This window comes from Methylobacterium nigriterrae (assembly GCF_037106235.1).
GTDB lineage: Bacteria > Pseudomonadota > Alphaproteobacteria > Rhizobiales > Beijerinckiaceae > Methylobacterium > Methylobacterium nigriterrae.
Genome location: NZ_JBAWTG010000099.1, coordinates 1 through 17206, shown reverse-complemented (window position 1 = coordinate 17206; position 17206 = coordinate 1). Strand labels below are relative to the sequence as shown.

The following is a 17206-nucleotide window of genomic DNA, read 5'->3' as shown; positions in this document are numbered from 1 at the left end:
TGATGGCGAGGCACAGCACGATCCCGGGCAGGAGCGCGGTCGTGGTCTCGCGCGGCGCCGGGAGGCTGCCGGCCTGCTTCCCCGTCGATGCCTCGGCGCTCATGCCGTCGATCCTGCTTTGGTCGCCGCAGACGCGCGAAAGGCCGGCATTGTGACTGCAGAGGCCCGGGCAGGATCCATCCCGCCCGAGCCGCTCTTGTGGTGCCGTGCTGCCGGCCACACTGCCCGAATGAACGTTCAGGCCAGGCTCGCAGAAGGAGTTGCCCGCCGTCCGATATGCGCGTTGCGATACAGCGTCAGCGCACCCACGATCGAGAACATCGCGGCGCAGGCGAGCCAGACACCCGGCATCGCTTTGTTCCCCGACACGTGGATCAGGTACGTGCAGACCGCCGGCGTGAAGCCGCCGAAAATTGCCTGCGCCAGGCTGTAGGCCAGCGAGAAGCCCGTAGCGCGCACCTCGGCCGGCATGATCTCGGTCAGCGTGACAACCATGACGCCCTGGTAGCCGCCGTAGAGGAACGACATCCACATCAGGGTGGCAAGCAGCCGTCCGAAGGAAGGATCAGAGACGAGCCAGGACATGACTGGGTAGGCCGTGATGCCGATCAACACCGAGAAGATCACGAGCACCGGCAGACGACCGACCCGGTCCGACACCGCGCCCATGACGGGAACCCAGATGAAGTTCGCAATGCCGACGCATACCGTGACGATAAAGCTGTCCTGCGCACTCAGACCGAGCACCTGACGCGCATAGGTCGGTGTGTAGGCCGTGATCATGTAGAAGAACACGCTCGTCAACGTGACGAGCAGGACGGCCTTCAGTACGATCGCCCAGTTCTGGAGGAGCGAGCGGTAGATCTCGCCGAGGGTCACGCGGCGATGCTTGGCGCGCTGGGCAAAGTCCTCGCTCTCCTGCATCGAGCGTCGGATCCAGAACAGCACCGGGATGATCAGGCAGCCGATCAGGAACGGGATGCGCCAACCCCAGGCCATCATCTGCTCTTCAGTGAGGATGCCGCGCAGCGACACGCCGATCACGGCCGCGAAGATGACGGCGACCTGCTGGCTCGCCGATTGCCAGCTCACGTAGAAGCCCCGGTTGCCCGGCGTGGCGATCTCGGACAGGTAGACCGAGACGCCGCCGGACTCAGCGCCCGCTGAGAAGCCCTGAAGCAGGCGCCCGATCAAAACCAGGATCGGAGCGGCGATGCCGATCGAGGCGTAGGTCGGCGTGAGGGCGATGAGGGCGACGCCGATCGACATGATCGCGAGGCTCATGATCAGGCCGGCGCGCCGTCCATGCCGGTCGATGTAGGCGCCCAGCACGATGGCGCCGAGCGGACGCATCAGGAAGCCGACGCCGAACGTAACGAGCGACAGCATCAATGAGACGAACTCATTGTCGTTGGGGAACACGGCCTTCGCCACTGCCGCGGCATAGAAGCCGTAGACCATGAAATCGAACATCTCGAGGAAGTTGCCGCTGACGACGCGGACAACGTCCTTCTTCGTTGGCGGCCTTTTCACCGTGGCGTCCATGTTTCCTCTCCCGGGAGTGGAGTGGTCTCCTCATCCGGGGGTGCCCCGGACGTCCTGAAGCGGCGTCTGCTTGTTCTATTATTCAGAACGACGTTTCATTTGATGCTACGATAATAAGTATGCCCATTCGCCGTCAATCGAAAAAATGCAGCAATAAAGTTAAGCTTGCTCCGGTCGGCTGCCGCACAATAGAAGCATTCTGCCACTTCATTGATTCAGGACCTTGACGAACCTCCGTTCATGTGGCTAGCATTTCTCAGAACGCTGTATCGGATTTTGGAACGATGGACAGCACGCTCCTGAAGGGCTTGACGGTTCTCGAGCATCTCGCCGCCAGCGAGACGCCGCGGGGCGTCAGCGATCTCGCACGCTCTCTGAACCTCACGAAAAGCAACGTGCACCGCACACTGCAAACGCTGGTCTCGGCAGGCTATGCGCGCGCCACTCCGGCCGGCACCTACGAGTGCACCCTGAAGCTGTTCGAGTTGGCGAGTTCCGTCCTGGCGCGCGTCGACGTGCGACAGGTCGCGGAACCCTACATGCGGACGCTGGCCGAGCAGACGCAGGAGACGATCCACCTGTCGCTCCTCGACAAGGCGGAGGTCATCTACCTGCACAAGATCGAGAGCCCTCAGCCGGTGCGGGCCTATTCCTCGATCGGCGGCCGAGCGCCAGCCTACTGCGTGGCCTCGGGCAAGGCGCTGCTGGCCTACCAGGAAGAGGCGCTCGCGCATCTGCCTGATACGCTTCCCGTCTACACGTCCCGCACGATCTCAAGCCTCGATCTTCTGCGCCGCGAACTCGAGCAGATCCGAATCCAGGGCTTCGCGATTAACCGGGGCGAGTGGCGCGAGGGGGTCTGTGGGCTGGCCGCCATCGTCCATGACGCGATGGGCCGCCCCGGTGCTGCGATCGGCATCTCCGGCCCTGCCGACCGCCTCAACCCGGCGGCCCTGCGCCGCTTCAGCGACGTCGTCGTCGATGCGGCTCGCAACCTGTCCCGGGCGCTCGGCTACAATCCGATCACCCTCTCGTCACACCACGCGCCGCGGCACGCCCTGGGACATGCATCCACGGGCGCGACCACGGTGCTCGCCTGATCGAAGGAGTAAGGCCTTGCGACCGCTTTCCGGCATCCGCGTCATCGAGTTCTGCAGCGTAGCCGCTGGTCCCTTCTGCGCCATGCTCCTCGCCGACATGGGCGCGGACGTCATCAAGGTGGAGAACCCTGACGGCGGCGACACCATGCGGGCCTGGCCCCCGATCAGTGAGGGCTACAGCGAGAACTTCGCCTCGCTGAACCGCAACAAGCGCTCGGTCACGCTCGACCTTAAGGATCCGGTCGACAAGGTCCGGGCCCTCGACCTGATCCGCTCCGCCGACGTCGTGCTGGAGAACAACCGGCCCGGCGTCATGCAGCGCCTCGGCCTCGACTACGCGACGGTGAGCGCCGGCCAGCCCACGCTCGTCTACTGCTCGATCTCCGCGTTCGGGCAGCAGGGGCCGCGTTCGAAAGAGGCCGGCTTCGACTTGACCCTGCAAGCCATGAGCGGCGTGATGAGCGTCACCGGAGAGCCCGGGGCACCGCCGGTCAAGTGCGGTGTTCCGATTTCGGATTTCGGCACCGGCCTCTATGCAGCCTATGCGATCGCGGCTGCACTGTTCCAGACACGCGCCACCGGCAAGGGCACGCATATCGACGCCTCGATGTTCGGCGCCACGCTCGCCATGGGCGCGCTCCAGACAAGCGAGTATTTCGGCAGCGGCCGCGACCCGCGGCGCCTCGGCTCCGCGCATCCGCGCAACGCCCCCTACCAGGCCTTCCGCGCCAAGGATGGCTACTTCGCGATGGCCGCGGGCAATAATGCGCTTTATCGCTCGGCCTGTGACGCGATCGAGCGACCGGATCTGTTCGAGGATCCACGCTTCGCCTCGACGGCGCTGCGCGCTCAGCACCAGGGAGAGCTCCTCGAGATCCTGGAGCAGGTCTTCGCGGACTTCACCTGCGAGGAGCTTCTGGCGCGCTTCCGCGCCGCGGGCGTGCCCTGCTCGCCGATCAACAACTACTCGGAGGCACTCGCCGACCCGCAGGTCGCACACATGGATTGGGTTCAGCCCGTCCGACTCCCCTCCGGCGTCGAGACGCGCACCTTCGTCTCCCCCCTGAAGTTCTCCGGAGAGGGCTTCCCGATCTATCGGGACCCGCCGGCTCTCGGCGAGCACAACGACGAGCTGTTCGGGCAGGACGCGGCCGCGCCCGCCCTGGCCCGCACGGCTTGAGGAGGAAGCGCGATGAGCGAGCTTCTCGTCGAGCGTGACGATACGACCCTGACCCTCACGCTCAATCGTCCGGACAAGATGAATGCCCTCTCGGCATCGCTGGTCGAGGCTTTGCTCGAACAGGTCGCCGAGGCTAGCGCGTCCGGTATCCGTCTGCTCGTGCTCAAGGGCAATGGGCGCAACTTCAGCGCCGGGTTCGATTTCGGCGGCTACGAGGATCAATCCGAGGGCGATCTCGTCCTGCGCTTCATCCGGATCGAGCAACTGCTGCAGGCGGTCCGCTACGCGCCGTTCGACACCCTGGCGCTGGCGCACGGGCGCAACTTCGGCGCAGGCGTCGACCTGATCTGCTCCTGTGCGCGTCGCATCGGCGATCCAGGCGCGACTTTCCGGATGCCGGGGCTAGCCTTCGGCCTCGTCCTCGGCACCCGCCGCTATGCCGAGCGCGTCGGTGTAACCCGCGCCCGTGTGGTGCTGGGCGAAGGGCTCGTCTTCGACACGAACGAGGCACTGGAAGATGGCTTCCTGACGGGGCAGACACCGATTGCGGCCTGGCCGGATGCGATCGCGGCCGCCGCGGACGTGGCAACCCGACTTTCATCCGAGGCGGCCGCTGCCCTCTACGGCGCGACGGTAAGTGACACGCGGGCCCAGGACCTCTCCGATCTCGTCGCCTCCGCTGCCCGTCCCGGGCTTAAGGAGCGCATCCGCGCCTATCGCGCCTGACCACCGTTCCATCTGGAGGAGCACCCGTGAGTCTCGGCACATCGAAAATCGTCCCCTTGGAGGAACTCGCCGCCCGCGTGACCGACGGCAGTTCGCTCGCCCTCGGCGGCAGTTTCCTGCACCGTGGGCCCTTCGCGCTCGTGCGCGAGCTGATCCGCCAGGGCCGCAAGGAGCTCGAGGTCATCAAGCAATCCCCCGGCTACGACATCGACATCCTCTGCCGCGCCGGTTCCTTGGGCCGTGCGCGGGCCGGCATCGTCGCGATGGAGGGCAATTTCGGCCTCGCGCCCTGGTATCGGCGAGCCGTTGAGACAGGGCAGATCCGCCTGGAGGAGCACGCCTGCGCGAGCCTCACCGCGGGATTGCGCGCGGCGGCCTTCGGTGTGCCCTTCATGCCCTGCGGCGGCATCCACGGCTCGGACCTGCCCGCGCTGAACGGCTGGAAGACGGTCGAGGACCCCTACGGCAGCGGCGAGTCGGTCTACGTCATCCCGCGGATCGCGCCTGACTTCGCCGTCATCCAAGCGAATGAGGTCAGCGAGGAGGGCGACGTGCGCGTCTACGGCACCTCGCACTGGGACCGCATCATGAGCCGCTCTGCCAAGCGCGTCCTCATTGTCGCCGAGCGGGTCGCTCCGAGCGCGTCGTTCCGAGACCAACCGGAGCTGACGCTCGTGCCCCATTTCCTCGTCGAGGCGGTCAGCATCGTCCCCAACGGTGCTTGGCCGGGGTCCTGCTGGCCCCACTACGAAGTCGATTATCCGGCAGTCGAGGCCTACATGGAGGACGCCGCCGGCGTACTCCGGGCCCATCTCGACGCAGCCCCCGAGGCCCGGGAGGGTGCCCATGTCTGAGTGGTCCGGCTTCTCCTACATCGTCACGAACCTCGCCCGGTTCGTGCGGCCCCACGAGATCACCTTCAGCGGCGTCAACTCGGCGCTGCCGATGCTGGCCTGCCTGTTGGCGAAGCGCGCCTATCCCTTCGCCTTCACCTACATCAACGTGGCGGGCGGCGTCGACCCGAGCCCGTCGAAGGTGCCGATCTCCTCCTCCGACCCGGTGCTGGCCGAAGGCTCGCGGGCGATCTTCGCCAACGAGGACTTCTACGACCTGTGCACCCGTGGCCAGATGGATCTCTGCTTCCTCGGCGCGGCCCAGGTCGACGGGCTCGGGCGCACAAACGTCTCCTGCATCGGCGACTGGCACGCCCCGAAGGTGCGCCTGCCGGGCGGCGGAGGTGGCGCCGTAATGCTGCCGACCGCGCGGCGGGCCGTCACGTGGCGAACCGAGCACTCCCGTCGGACTCTCGTCGAGACCCTGGATTTCGTCACCGCCTCCGGCGGCATGCACGGCGTGGTGACGCCGATCGCGGTCTTTACGAAGCGCGACGGGCGCCTCGTTCTCACCTCCTGGCATCCGGGGGCGACCCTCGGCGAGGTGCGCGAGCGGACAGGGTTCGCCTTCGAGGCCGACGGTGCAGAACCGACGGCGCCGCCGACGCAAGCCGAGGCGCAGGCGCTCGCCGCACTCGACCCCAACGGCCAGTTCGAGCGCGACGCGGCGATTCGCCTGCGCTGACACAAACACAAGATGGGAGGAGCGAGGTCATGACGGATTCGATCAGCGCCCGCTTGCGTCAAGCGATCGCGCATCATGCGCAAGCCAGGCGGATGGCCTTCTCCGGCCCCGAGCCCGTCACCTACGCGGAATTCGGGCGCCTCATCGACGGCTACGCCGCGGGTATCTGCGATTGGGGCGTCGCGCGCGGGGCAAAGGTCGGCATCATCGCGCCGAAAACTGTGACGGCGATCGCCGCCTACTTCGGCGCGATGCAGGCGGGGGCCTGCACCTGCTTCATCGAGCCCGGTCTCGCGCCCGAGATCGTTGCCGAGCAGGCGGACACAGTCGAAATGCTCCATCTCGTCGTCGACGAGAGCTTGATCGATCGCTTCGAGGGGCGCTCGCTCCGCGGCCTGACACTGCGTGGGCTGGGCACTCTGAACAGCGGCGGCGCCTCCAGCGATGACGGCCTCGACAGCAATGATGCCGCGATGCTGCTGTTTACCTCGGGCAGCACCGGTCGTCCCAAGGGCGTGCTCCTGCGGCATGGCAGCCTGATCTGCAATGCAGAGGGTGTTCTGCGCCATACCGGCACGAGTCCTCAGGACAAGCTCCTCCACGTCATGCCGCTCTACCACACGAACGGCGTCAACAATCAGCTGATCGTGCCCTTCCTGGCCGGCGCCAGCGTGATCCTGCACGACCGCTTTCGACCGGAGGCCGCCATCGAGGCGCTCCGCCGTGACGCGCCGACCTACATGACCGGCGTGCCGACGATTTACGCCCGCATGCTCCCGCACCTGACGCACGGCGAACGCTTCCCAGACCTGCGCTTTCTTCGCTGCGGCTCGGCACCGATCACGCCGACCCTCCACCAGCAGATCGAGGAGGCGTTCGGCGTACCGCTTATCGTCTCCTACGGCTTGTCGGAGGCAACCTGCACGTCGACGATGAACCCGCCCGACCGTCGTAAGATCGGCACGATCGGGACGGTGCTCTCCGGTCAGCAGGTGCGCCTGTTCAAGCCGGACAGGAACGCGGAAGCGCCGGAGGGGAGCGAGGGGGAGATTCGGATTTCAGGACCCGCCCTCATGGCCGGGTATCTCGGAAGCACGGAGCAACCGATTGTCGATGGATGGCTGCGAACCGGCGATCTCGGACGCTTCGATGAAGATGGCTTCCTCTCGATCACAGGCCGCATCAAGGATGTGATTATCCGCGGCGGCGAGAACATCTCGCCGGCCCTGATCGAGCGGCATCTTGTGACGCATCCGTCCGTCCGCGACTGCTGTGTGGTCGGTGCTCCGGACGCCGATCTCGGCGAAGTACCGGTCGCCTTCGTCGTGTTGAAGGAAGGCGAGAAATTCGACGAGCCAGCCCTGAAGGCGTTCGTGAAGGGCTCGCTCGCGCGCATCTACGTGCCCGCTGAGATCCGCAACATTGATGTACTGCCAATGAACGGCGTGGGCAAAACTGACCGAAAGGCTCTGCGGAGAGTGTGGGCAACGAGTTTGCTCGCTCAAGTGTGAAACCGCGAGCTCGCGACGTGAAAGTAGAACAGTTCTCTATGCAGCCCTAATCTTAGCACGTTCGAAGGCCAAAGAGGAAAGTGTCCAAGGCCCTACCGCTGTGACTTCGGAGAAAGGCATTCTATCGACGCGGACGAAATCAGCGTTTTCACACACCCTCAGTGGAATGCTGACATCGGCTACAGACCGAAAAGCGGCCGGTAGGCGGACTGCGCCACCCTAAGGCCGGTGTCCGGGCGAAACGGGCGTTAGTAATTTAGACGCTGACTCCTGCAAAGCGGGTCAGCAACGTCCAAGCGGCAAAGCCCAAAAGGACCAGCGCGGGGATGTCCGTGAACTTGCCCCAATCCCGGGAACGGGAGCCGGTCAATATCGCGCTCTTCCGCGATGGAAGCGGAGACTTCATGCGGCTTCTCTCGCCCGTTCACTGAGATGCGCTTCGATGAGTGGCGCGAGATCTTCGGCGTCGAGTCCGCAGCCGTCGATGAATGACGATCGCCGACGACGCAGAAAGGTGAGACCGAGCGCGTAGAGACCCGGAAAGGCCGTCACGCCGCCGCGATGAATGATCTCGCCACGACTGTCGAGGACGGGCACCTTGAGCCAAGGATACCGGCGGACGTAGCCGGTCGACCAGACGACCGTCCGGACGCCCGCGCGCTGCAGGTCGAGCCTCACTGGATCGGCGGCGGCAAGAAAGGGAATTCGCGCCGCAGGGTCAGCAGCCGGCGCCTCGAGCCCATGGTCAACGATGCAACGGTCGATCCTGTCGAGGACCCGTAACATCCGCACGTGCGAAATCTTCGTCGTGTGTTCAAGGTCGCCAGCGAACTCCGCGTTTGCGCCATCGATGGCCGCGAGACGACCCACCAGCCGCACGCCCGGCACCATGAGGATACCGAGGTCCAGATCGCGGTTGTCGGGACGCCCCACCAATTGCAGCGACGGCTGGCGCCGCGCGGCGTCGAGATTGGCGCTGTCATTGGCCGGATCGTCGAGGATGCCCGCCGTCTCCATCCACGCGTAGATGTCCCGCCCCCTGTAGCGACGGGGCACTCGGGTGTGATCGCCGACGGCGAGTAGGACTGACCGCCCTGATGCGTGGATCTCCTCGGCGAGTTGCGCCCCGCTCGACGAGGCTCCGATCACCAGGACGCCGCCCTGCGGGAGTTCGTCCGGCTCCCAGTAATCGCTGGGAGACACCTGAAGGATCGAAGACGCGAGCGCCCCCGCCGCCGGCGGACGGTACGGCGTGTCGCAGGCTCCCGTCGCCACCACGACCGCGCGCGAGCACCACTCGCCGGCGTTCGTCGCGAGGCGAAATCCTCGGGCGGCCGGTTCGGCTTTGGTCACCTCGACGCCGCTCATGACGGGCGCGCCCATCCTCTGAGCGTAGTGCTGAAGATAGGCGGCGAAGGCGGCCGCCGGCATGAACGCGTCCGGATCGCTTTCCTCATGCGGCAAGCCAGGCAGAGCGCTCATGGCGTTGGTGGTGAGCAGGCGCAGCGAGCGCCACCGCTCTGATTGCCAGCGCTCGCCGATCCGGCGCCGTTCCAGCACGACGTGGTCGATGCCACGCAGTGATAGGCTTCGGCTGAGGGCCAGACCGGCCTGGCCGCCGCCGACGATCACGACGTCTGTCTCGGGCATGATCGTTGCCCTTCTTTTCGAGTGGGAGATGGCGGACCGCCGGGTCTATTCGGCGGCGGTCCCGATGCGTCACGCCGCAGCCAATGTCTTGGCGCTGACGGAAACCGGAACACCGTTGGTGAGGATGTCGAACACGGCGGACCGCGCTTGCGATTGCATCACGACCTGCCGGAGCTGATCGGGGCTCGCGTCGCCGTCGATCTCGAACGAGACCGCGATCCGCTCGTAGCCGTTGCGGACATCCTTCGAGAGCCCAAGGAGACCGCGCAGGTCGATATCGCCTTCGACCGTCGACTCGACCCTAGTGAGCTTGATCCCGCGCGCGGCGGCGATGTTGCCGATGCCCGCGGCGAGACACGAAGCCAGCGCATGCAGAACCCACTCGACCGGGGACGGGGCAGCGTCGGCGCCGCAGAGCACGCGCGGATGATCGCTCTCCGCCTTGTAGGGAGCGACATGCGTCTGCTCGCCGCCCGCGCCAAAGAAGCCGTGTATCGTGCTCTCGCTATGCGTTCCCGAGAGCCAGCGGCTCTTGGCGCGGAACTGGAAGTTTGCCAGCGCCGGTTCCGCGCCGACGGCTTTGATCGTGGCGAACAGCGTTGGCGTGTCGACCCCATTCAGAGGCACGGCGGCCCGCTCCGTTTGGGTGGAGGTTGTAGCGGTCATAGGCTGACCCTTCGTCCAATCTTGCGTTACGGGCACGAGGCAGCTGGCCATGCCGGCCTTGGCCCTCGTCATCCGCCGCGTCGCACTCGGAGTGGCGGGCCGGACGCCCTACCTGTAGTCTTGGCCGACGTTCGATCGAATGATCGCGCGGCCGGATCGCCTGGCTGTCCGTCCAAATCGGAGGGTCGCCGCAAGTGGATGCGCTTTCGGAAGTCCTGCGTTCGGTCCGACTGACGGGAGGAGTCTTTCTTTCCGGGCACTTCACGGCGCCATGGTGCATCGGCGTCACGCTCACGGGCGACGATTGCCTGAGGTTCCTATCGGAAAGACCGGCGCAGATTATCTGCTATCACGTGGTGACTGAGGGCCGACTCTTTGTCGGCATCGACGGCGAGCCCAACGCCGAGGTCGGCCCGGGCGAGATCGTCTTGTTCCCCCAGAACGATCCTCACACCCTAGCCGATCGGCAAGGCGTCCAGCCCGTCAGCGCGCGGCAGCTGATGCAGCAATCCGCGGACAGCGGACTTTGCCAAATTTTTCACGGGGGCGGCGGGAGTGCGACCCGCATATTTTGCGGGTTCCTCGCCAGCGACGACAGCTACAGCCCTCTGTTCTCAACCTTGCCCAAGACGCTCATCATCGATGTCCGCGACGGCGCGTCACGCGAGTGGATCGAGGCATCCGTCCGCTTCGCCGCAAGTGAACTTGCCGCAGGCCGGCTGGCCTCGTCGAGCGTCATCACGCGGCTGAGCGAGTCGCTGCTGACGGAGGCGGTACGGAGTTACGCATCGACGCTCGGCGAGGACAACAAAAGCTGGCTCAAGGGCCTGAAGGATCCGAAAGTCGGCCGCGCGCTCGCCTTGATTCATAACCAAGTTCGCGTCCCGTGGACCATACAGGCGCTTGCGCGCGAGGTCGCGCTGTCCCGCAGCGCTTTTGTCGAGCGCTTCACTGCCCTCGTCGGGATGCCGCCGATCCGGTATCTCACGTTCTGGCGACTTCAGAGCGCCAAGGCGAACCTGAGCGAGACACGCAAAACCATCGCCCAACTCGCCTATTCCGTCGGATATGAATCCGAGGAGGCGTTCAGTCGGGCGTTCAAGCGCGAATTCGGAATGCCGCCCGCCCGGTGGAGAAACTTGCAGGCATGAGGAGATTCGCAGTCCGTATTGCGACGTTCCTGTCGGCTAACTTGGGCCGGGTTGAACGGCCCCTCGGGCACAGCGCTGCCTTAGCAGCCAGTTCTCACGATGAGCAGTAGACATTCGTCGAGGTTATGGTGTTTCCGCCGTGCTCCTGCGAGTTCCAGGTTCCTGCAGACGCCAGCGCGTTTGGTGGAATGGCGAAATAGTAGTTCCTTGTATCGAAGCCCTGCGAGCCGTCCCGCTTGGCGTAGGTCCGGAACAGCTGGAGCGTGCATCTGTAGTACGGCCTGCTGTCTGGATTTATCACGAGCAGCGGGAAGAACGGCGTCGGCGACGGCAGATACCAAACAAAGTAGGGCGCTGCCTGCGCCGGAATGCAAAACGCAGACGCGTGAAGCGTTACCATGAAGTAGCGCAGGACTCTGGCAAGCATGTGAGCCTCCTTTTCTACTAAAGGAGCAGTCAATTATGGTAAGCGTGCAGAACCCACGTCACAAGCGTACGGACTGATCGCCCCCAGTTGGTAGCTCATCGCCGAATTTGGTGGAAGCACGCAAGCCGTTCATGCCAGTAAGCTTTAGGGCTGCCTTAGTCATTGCCGTAATCCAGCCTTTGGATGACCTATCTGACCATGGCGAGCGAAGGCATGCGGCCATACCCTCGGTCCCGCCGTTTCCACCAAACTCGGCGATGAATCACCTCGTGAGGGCCGCGGTATCGCCAATCAGGATCCGCTGTGCGACACTTTGAGGCCTTCACCTGGCCGCGCAGTACATCCGCTTACCCATAGCTTGAGTCCCGAAGCGGACAGTCTGTTTTCAGCCAACATCAGTCGTCCGAGGTGATGAAACTAGACTGCGCAGAAGCGAGCGCCTGGAATTCTGTCCGTCAAAGGGCTAGCTTGAGCTGCCAGGAGAGCGACCTTGCGAAGGCGAGACCCAGGATGGTCGAATGTCTCAAGCTGCGTCGTTCCTGAGGGTTGCGATCCTCGGGATCGTCCTCCTCATCAATGGCTTTGCGTTCTCGGCCGAGCAGCCGTGGACCGTCCTGCCGCCGACTCCCGAGTTGCCCCAAGCCATCGTGTCAGGGCGGCTGAACGTCAACGACATCGAGATGTGGCGGGCCGAGTTCGGCTCTCCCGACGGTATGCCCGTCCTCCTGGTCCATGGCGGCCTTGCGAACTCCGACTATTTCGGCGCGGTCATTCCTTTCCTCGTAGACGAAGGCTTCCGCGTCATCGCGGTTGACAGCCGCGGCCACGGCCGGAGCACGCGCTCGGCCCAACCCTACAGCTACGAACTGATGGCTTCCGACCTCGTGGCGATGCTGGACGCCTTGCGCATCCCGAAGGCGGATCTGGTTGGATGGAGCGATGGCGGCATTATCGGCATCGTTATGGCGATCCGCCACCCCAGACGCCTGAACCGCGTCTTCGCCTTCGGTGCCAACACGATCCCGGAAGGCGTTATCTCCAACTTCGCTCAGGCAGGGGTGTTCGCAGCGTTCGAGAAGCGGGCAAGCGGCGAGTACAGGAAGCTGTCGCCAACGCCGGGCGAGTACGAAAGCTTCCTGAAACAGATCCACGAGATGTGGGCAACGCAGCCGCACATCACCACCGAGCAGCTGAAGATGATCCGTACCCAGATCGTCATCGCGGACGGCCGCTATGACGAGGCGATCAAGCAGAGCCACGACCGCTACTTGGCCGGCACGATCCCCGACGCCCGCCTCGTGATCCTGCCGGGCGTCTCCCATTTCGCCATGCTTCAGAACCCGCCCCTCTTTGCTCGGGCCGTGCTGGATGGGCTGACCGCATCCTGGGACGATTGAGCAACCGGTCCGGGAATCCAGTCAGGGATGTTCACAGACGCTGGCGGCGATATCGTTCCGCCGGGCCGAAGAAGGCGGGAATGCGCCACAACCGAACCTTGGCTTCCAGCTGGCAAGCAGAATTTCGGCTTCGCACCCGTAGCCGCCTTCCGGCCGACTCAGACGGCATCTCCGAAACGGACATTGCAGCAGCCCCAGTTGCGGTTCCTGGGTACGCCGCTTACCGAAGTTCGTCTGATCCGCTCCAAAGGGATGCTATGTCGTCTGTTGCGGACTTTTGCGGGCGGGGCGTCATGGAGCAGCGGGCTACGCTGCTCACCCTGCAAATCATCGATCACAGCCTATTTACTGGTCTCAGGACTTCGTAACACTGAAGCTTGGAGATCGACTCATGATGCGTCTTTCGATCGCGGCGGCCCTGATCCTGGCGCCGTTCGCGGCCCACGGCGAGGACCGGCTGCCGACCATTCCGCCAAGCCAGTACTCGCCTGAGCAGCAACAGGCCGCCACAGCATTCGAAGCCGCACGTAAGACACCCGTCTTCGGCCCTTTCGAGCCACTCATGTACTCGGCTGACGTCATGACGCTGGCCCGCTCGATGGGCGATTACCTCCGCTACAAGCCCAAGATAGGCACCACCCTGTCGGAACTCGCGATCTTGGTCGTCGCACGCCACTGGACCCAGGATTACGAATGGTATGTCCACGCTCCAATCGCGCAAAAAGTCGGGATCAAGCCGGAGGTCGTCGCGGCGATCCGTGACGGAAGACGGCCAGCGGAGATGAACGCGGACGAGGCCTTGGTCTACGACTTCGTCAGCGAGTTGCAGAACAACAAGAGGGTCTCGGACGCAACCTTCGCCGAGGCCGAGCAGCGGTTTGGCAAGCCGGGCGTCGTCGATCTGGCGGCGATCTGCGGCTACTACACGCTTCTGGCAATGGAATTGAACATGGCGCGGTACGGCTTGCCGAAGGATGGCATGCCCCTGCCTCGATTGCCTGAGTAAGAGCCCGCATCCAACGCGCTCTCGTCAGAGAAGATGCACCCTCGCCGGTCTGTAAGGTCCCAGAACGGTTGGACCGCGGCCGCATCGGTACGCGAAGGGACCGGGAGCCGACCGAGGGTTGTCAATATGGCGTCGAGTCCGTCGATTAGGGCCGCGGGGCCGGGCTGTAGGATCCGCGGCGACTTGATCTCCACGATTCGGCCCTGCGCCGCCGCCGAGATCGCGTCCCAGCCCCGGCGTGCGGTGATGCGATCGGGCACGACCTTCTTCCCGCACACGGGCACAAGCGCCATCTCAGCGCTTCCAACGTCTCAGCCAAGAGGAGACCGGGTCAACGACGTACACGGCCACGTATGATATCCAGGCGCTGGCTCGGGACGTGACCGACGTCTCCGTCTGCCACTGCGCCTCTTCCGCAGCGATCTGAGTAGCCAAGATTGCCGTCACGTAGCTGTCCTCGTGCCCCTTGCACTCGTCCAACGCACTGCGCTCGGCTGCTCGCCTGCTCTCTGAGGCCGACTGACGAGAGAAGGCCTCGCGCACGCAGCTGTGCCAAGCTTGTTCCAAGGCAGAAAGATCGGGCGCCGGATTCGCGGACGCCGCGCGGCCCAGGCCTATGCTGAGGGCCAGCAACATCGGAAGGAGCAGGTGCGGGCGCATGCTGCATGTTCTCGCGTCGGCATCCGCCCGCCTAGAACAAAATGGCAACACCCGTGGCGACGCCGCCTTGTCGTGCACAGCTCAGACGGGAAAAGCCCTGCCGTGCATGTGGGGGCACGGCAGGGCTTTCCAATGACGGGCGGAAGTGTTCACCCGCGCGATAGGCTGGCGAGACGTGATTAAGAACCGGCTAACGTCGGCGAGCGCAGCCGCAGTCGCACCACGGCCGTGTGCTCAAACACACGGCATACTCATCCTGGCGGCAGACGAGGCTTGAACCCCCGGTGTAGCGGTGGCAGGTTTCGCAGTGCAGCAGGGCGATGGCGTCGCCTTCCTGCAGCCCTTCATTGGGCGTTACCTCCCTAGACTTCGGGCCACTCCGCAAGGACGGCCTTTTTTCTTCAGCGCTGCCGGCTCTGTCAAGCAGGATAGTGCCCGGCGGTATGTTTGCTAGAGATCGATTTCCTGTCTCCTACGATCTGTATGGGCCGCGTGAATGGCTGCTTGGCGTCCATTCCGGTCGTACCCGCTATCGTCCCGGCAGACCGGAAGCAGCCCTTGCAACGCCCCTGTTCGGCACGCCAACATTACCGCGAGCCTCTAGGGCCTCTCTGCAAACTGCTCCTTTGTGCAAATGCGTCCGTCTCTTGCTGCTCTCGGGCGTATCTGGCGGTGGTTTGGCTCAGTCTACCAAGGCCGCAGGAAATGAAATAACGAATTTCGTCCACCGGCCCGCGTTTGCAGAAACGCCCTAGTCGGCCAAGTGTCGCTATTGGTCCGCCAGCGCAACAGCAGCTGTCCCGGCTAGGGTGCCCTGCAGCAGGTCGTCGGCAACAGCTTGGCCGAGCAGCTCATATCCGCGGTCAGCCATATGCAGGCCATCAGCGGCAAACAACTCACTCCGCGTGAGCTGCGCCTCGGCGATCCATCTCTGCATCAGGTCCGAGCGGCGGATCACTGGAATGCCCAGCTCATGGCCGATCTCCCGCACTGCGTCCCTGAAGTGGTAGGCGCCCGGCGTGGCGTCAAGCTTCGGACACCATTGCGGCTCCATGAGCACGACGTCGATACCCCGTGCCTGCATCCGCCGCACGCCCGCCACGGTGGCCCTGCGGAAGTGGTCGAGCGCGACACCGCGCAACGGGTCGTTGCTGCCCGTCTGCCAGATCACGAGGTCGGGCCCGGCGGCGAGCACGTCGCGGTCGATCCGCTTGAGCATGTCGTCCACGTGTTCTCCCCCGATGCCGCGGTTGAGCACCGTAACCGCGTTGGCGAGACGGGGAAGCGCCCGCTTGAGCGCGGTCTCCAGCCGGGCCGGATAGGCAGCTCCAAGCGAACTGGCGCCGACCCCCTCGGTCGAGGAGGAGCCGAAGGCAACGATCCGCAGAGAGGCGCCACGGGCGAGTTGCTGCGCGACATGCGGCAGCCTGCCGACACGGGAGAGCGGCGCATCATGCGCTGCGCGATCAGTAGGTTGGGGCAGCAGGTCCGCGTAGCCAAGGACCATCGTCGATGACAGGCTGAGCCCAACCAGCAGAGTCAGGCCGCGGACGATCGGTCGCCAGCCTATGGCCGCCCGCGGCCGAGGGGCAACCGAGTGGTCGTTGACGGCGCGCGACATCGTTGAGCGTTTCCTGCTTTCCGCGCGGCTTCCAGCGACTCCGATGAGCGTAGCCGACGCACTCGCCTGAAGGAGGCGAGTGGGACCCACGAGCAAAGATGTGCCATTAGGCCGTCCTCACCGTGGTCCTGTCGCCAGATGTTTTGAGCTGCAGCTTCGCAGCAATCGCGAACGCGTAGGCCGACCAGCTGGGCGGCTGGCCTCGACACCCTTGTCGAATCGATGCGCTGCGATGTGAAAGCTGGTATACCAGTGATGAGTGCGGCGCAACAAGCAAGGCGTGAAGCCGTTCGAGAACGTGCGCTGTCAGACAAAAAATTCAAATCTTATCGAATAAAGCCAAGCTTTCAAGCGCAACAGAGATCTTGGCGCGTGCAACCAGTGAGGCAAGTGCCCTCACTCAATTGTTCAGGTCTCACCGTCAGTCAACCGTGCGGTCGGTGTTTTGGCCGGACCATGCCACGAACAATCGGCCGCGCGTGCGCTCGATAGGTCGACCAAGAGATCCTGTACGCCATTGGTCAGGAGTTTGCCTGCCGCTTGTTCGGCTATGCGCCACGAGCGGACATTCGGTCAGCCCGATTTCAACGGCCGGTGTGTGCTTTGAAACAGACCCTTGCGGATTGGATGTTATGGAGCGCTGCCGCGCGTGAGGCTTGGTACCTCGGGATGCATTTAGGCTCGCCCATGGTCACGCAAACCGTCGTTTTTGACGAAGGGGTCGAGCTGTCGATTTCAAGTGTTCGAGAGCAGGAGTATCGATCGCAATGCATAGCTAGCACCGACCTAGTGGGCCTGGGCAGGACTTAAACCTGCACCGAGACCATTATGAGCGGCCGGCCCTACCCATCGAGCGATAGGCCCAGCTCAGGAAGGCGGACTGCTTCCTCGCGGCTCTTCCCGCCCCGCGCGCCAGAACTTCCTGTGCGCTCCATGTGACTGTCGTCACAGCAATTTGCGGACACGGACCCCATATCAGCGCAGACGA

15 protein-coding genes, 1 tRNA gene and 1 pseudogene are annotated in these 17206 nt (G+C 64.4%); 9 read left to right on the top strand and 8 right to left on the bottom strand.

Annotation, left to right across the window (positions count from 1 at the left end):
* Nucleotides 1-237: 237 nt before the first annotated feature.
* A complete protein-coding gene (locus tag WDW90_RS28070) occupies nucleotides 238-1545 on the bottom strand; it encodes an MFS transporter (RefSeq protein ID WP_336490798.1) in 1308 nt (435 codons plus the stop codon).
* Nucleotides 1546-1829: 284 nt separating this feature from the next.
* On the opposite strand from WDW90_RS28070, the gene WDW90_RS28065 reads away from it, so the two are divergent.
* The 6 genes from WDW90_RS28065 to WDW90_RS28040 are packed head-to-tail and all read left to right on the top strand — an operon-like array spanning nucleotide 1830 to nucleotide 7640.
* Nucleotides 1830-2645, top strand: coding sequence for an IclR family transcriptional regulator (locus tag WDW90_RS28065; protein ID WP_336490797.1), 816 nt, complete (start codon nucleotides 1830-1832; stop codon nucleotides 2643-2645).
* A gap of 16 nt (nucleotides 2646-2661) precedes the next feature.
* A complete protein-coding gene (locus WDW90_RS28060) occupies nucleotides 2662-3825 on the top strand; it encodes a CaiB/BaiF CoA transferase family protein (RefSeq protein WP_336490796.1) in 1164 nt (387 codons plus the stop codon).
* 12 nt (nucleotides 3826-3837) lie between these two features.
* Nucleotides 3838-4551, top strand: coding sequence for an enoyl-CoA hydratase/isomerase family protein (locus WDW90_RS28055; RefSeq protein WP_336490795.1), 714 nt, complete (start codon nucleotides 3838-3840; stop codon nucleotides 4549-4551).
* Nucleotides 4552-4577: 26 nt separating this feature from the next.
* A complete protein-coding gene (locus WDW90_RS28050) occupies nucleotides 4578-5405 on the top strand; it encodes a CoA transferase subunit A (protein ID WP_336490794.1) in 828 nt (275 codons plus the stop codon).
* A complete protein-coding gene (locus WDW90_RS28045) occupies nucleotides 5398-6129 on the top strand; it encodes a CoA-transferase subunit beta (protein ID WP_336490793.1) in 732 nt (243 codons plus the stop codon). Before WDW90_RS28050 ends, WDW90_RS28045 begins: the two co-directional genes overlap by 8 nt.
* Before the next feature lie 29 nt (nucleotides 6130-6158).
* Nucleotides 6159-7640, top strand: a complete 1482-nt coding sequence (locus tag WDW90_RS28040; protein ID WP_336490792.1) for a class I adenylate-forming enzyme family protein — start codon at nucleotides 6159-6161, stop codon at nucleotides 7638-7640.
* A gap of 402 nt (nucleotides 7641-8042) precedes the next feature.
* On the opposite strand, the gene WDW90_RS28035 is transcribed toward WDW90_RS28040, so the two are convergent.
* Entirely contained in the window at nucleotides 8043-9290 is a 1248-nt protein-coding gene (locus tag WDW90_RS28035; protein WP_336490791.1) for a flavin-containing monooxygenase, read from the bottom strand.
* A gap of 69 nt (nucleotides 9291-9359) precedes the next feature.
* Nucleotides 9360-9917 (bottom strand): OsmC family protein, encoded by a 558-nt coding sequence (locus WDW90_RS28030; protein WP_336490790.1) that lies wholly within the window; start codon nucleotides 9915-9917, stop codon nucleotides 9360-9362.
* Between the two features lie 233 nt (nucleotides 9918-10150).
* Between WDW90_RS28030 and WDW90_RS28025 the strand changes: the two genes are divergently transcribed.
* Nucleotides 10151-11107, top strand: coding sequence for an AraC family transcriptional regulator (locus tag WDW90_RS28025; protein WP_336490789.1), 957 nt, complete (start codon nucleotides 10151-10153; stop codon nucleotides 11105-11107).
* Nucleotides 11108-11201: 94 nt separating this feature from the next.
* Here the strand turns inward: WDW90_RS28025 and WDW90_RS28020 are convergent, their stop codons facing one another.
* A complete protein-coding gene (locus tag WDW90_RS28020; RefSeq protein WP_336490788.1) occupies nucleotides 11202-11534 on the bottom strand; it encodes a hypothetical protein in 333 nt (110 codons plus the stop codon).
* Between the two features lie 518 nt (nucleotides 11535-12052).
* Between WDW90_RS28020 and WDW90_RS28015 the strand changes: the two genes are divergently transcribed.
* The gene (locus WDW90_RS28015) at nucleotides 12053-12931 is read left to right on the top strand and encodes an alpha/beta fold hydrolase (RefSeq protein ID WP_336490787.1); all 879 of its coding nucleotides are present in this window, start codon (nucleotides 12053-12055) and stop codon (nucleotides 12929-12931) included.
* Between the two features lie 391 nt (nucleotides 12932-13322).
* Nucleotides 13323-13937 (top strand): carboxymuconolactone decarboxylase family protein, encoded by a 615-nt coding sequence (locus WDW90_RS28010; protein ID WP_336490786.1) that lies wholly within the window; start codon nucleotides 13323-13325, stop codon nucleotides 13935-13937.
* Between the two features lie 113 nt (nucleotides 13938-14050).
* Here WDW90_RS28010 and WDW90_RS40885 read toward each other — a convergent pair.
* The 4 genes and pseudogenes from WDW90_RS40885 to WDW90_RS27990 all read right to left on the bottom strand — a co-directional run.
* Nucleotides 14051-14218: pseudogene (locus WDW90_RS40885) on the bottom strand (cobalamin-binding protein); the annotation flags it as partial.
* 13 nt (nucleotides 14219-14231) lie between these two features.
* Nucleotides 14232-14597 (bottom strand): hypothetical protein, encoded by a 366-nt coding sequence (locus tag WDW90_RS28000; protein ID WP_336490785.1) that lies wholly within the window; start codon nucleotides 14595-14597, stop codon nucleotides 14232-14234.
* Between the two features lie 769 nt (nucleotides 14598-15366).
* Nucleotides 15367-16218, bottom strand: coding sequence for an SGNH/GDSL hydrolase family protein (locus WDW90_RS27995; protein ID WP_336490784.1), 852 nt, complete (start codon nucleotides 16216-16218; stop codon nucleotides 15367-15369).
* Nucleotides 16219-17008: 790 nt separating this feature from the next.
* Nucleotides 17009-17082: transfer RNA gene (locus WDW90_RS27990), tRNA-Met, on the bottom strand.
* Nucleotides 17083-17206 lie beyond the last annotated feature (124 nt).

Bases quoted from the DNA above. Each gene is read 5' to 3' on its own strand.
- WDW90_RS28070 (WP_336490798.1), bottom strand. From the start codon at position 1,545: ATGGACGCCACGGTGAAAAGGCCGCCAACGAAGAAGGACGTTGTCCGC.
- WDW90_RS28065 (WP_336490797.1), top strand. From the start codon at position 1,830: ATGGACAGCACGCTCCTGAAGGGCTTGACGGTTCTCGAGCATCTCGCC.
- WDW90_RS28055 (WP_336490795.1), top strand. From the start codon at position 3,838: ATGAGCGAGCTTCTCGTCGAGCGTGACGATACGACCCTGACCCTCACG.
- WDW90_RS28045 (WP_336490793.1), top strand. From the start codon at position 5,398: ATGTCTGAGTGGTCCGGCTTCTCCTACATCGTCACGAACCTCGCCCGG.
- WDW90_RS28040 (WP_336490792.1), top strand. From the start codon at position 6,159: ATGACGGATTCGATCAGCGCCCGCTTGCGTCAAGCGATCGCGCATCAT.
- WDW90_RS28035 (WP_336490791.1), bottom strand. From the start codon at position 9,290: ATGCCCGAGACAGACGTCGTGATCGTCGGCGGCGGCCAGGCCGGTCTG.
- WDW90_RS28020 (WP_336490788.1), bottom strand. From the start codon at position 11,534: ATGCTTGCCAGAGTCCTGCGCTACTTCATGGTAACGCTTCACGCGTCT.
- WDW90_RS28015 (WP_336490787.1), top strand. From the start codon at position 12,053: ATGTCTCAAGCTGCGTCGTTCCTGAGGGTTGCGATCCTCGGGATCGTC.
- WDW90_RS28010 (WP_336490786.1), top strand. From the start codon at position 13,323: ATGATGCGTCTTTCGATCGCGGCGGCCCTGATCCTGGCGCCGTTCGCG.
- WDW90_RS28000 (WP_336490785.1), bottom strand. From the start codon at position 14,597: ATGCGCCCGCACCTGCTCCTTCCGATGTTGCTGGCCCTCAGCATAGGC.
- WDW90_RS27995 (WP_336490784.1), bottom strand. From the start codon at position 16,218: ATGTCGCGCGCCGTCAACGACCACTCGGTTGCCCCTCGGCCGCGGGCG.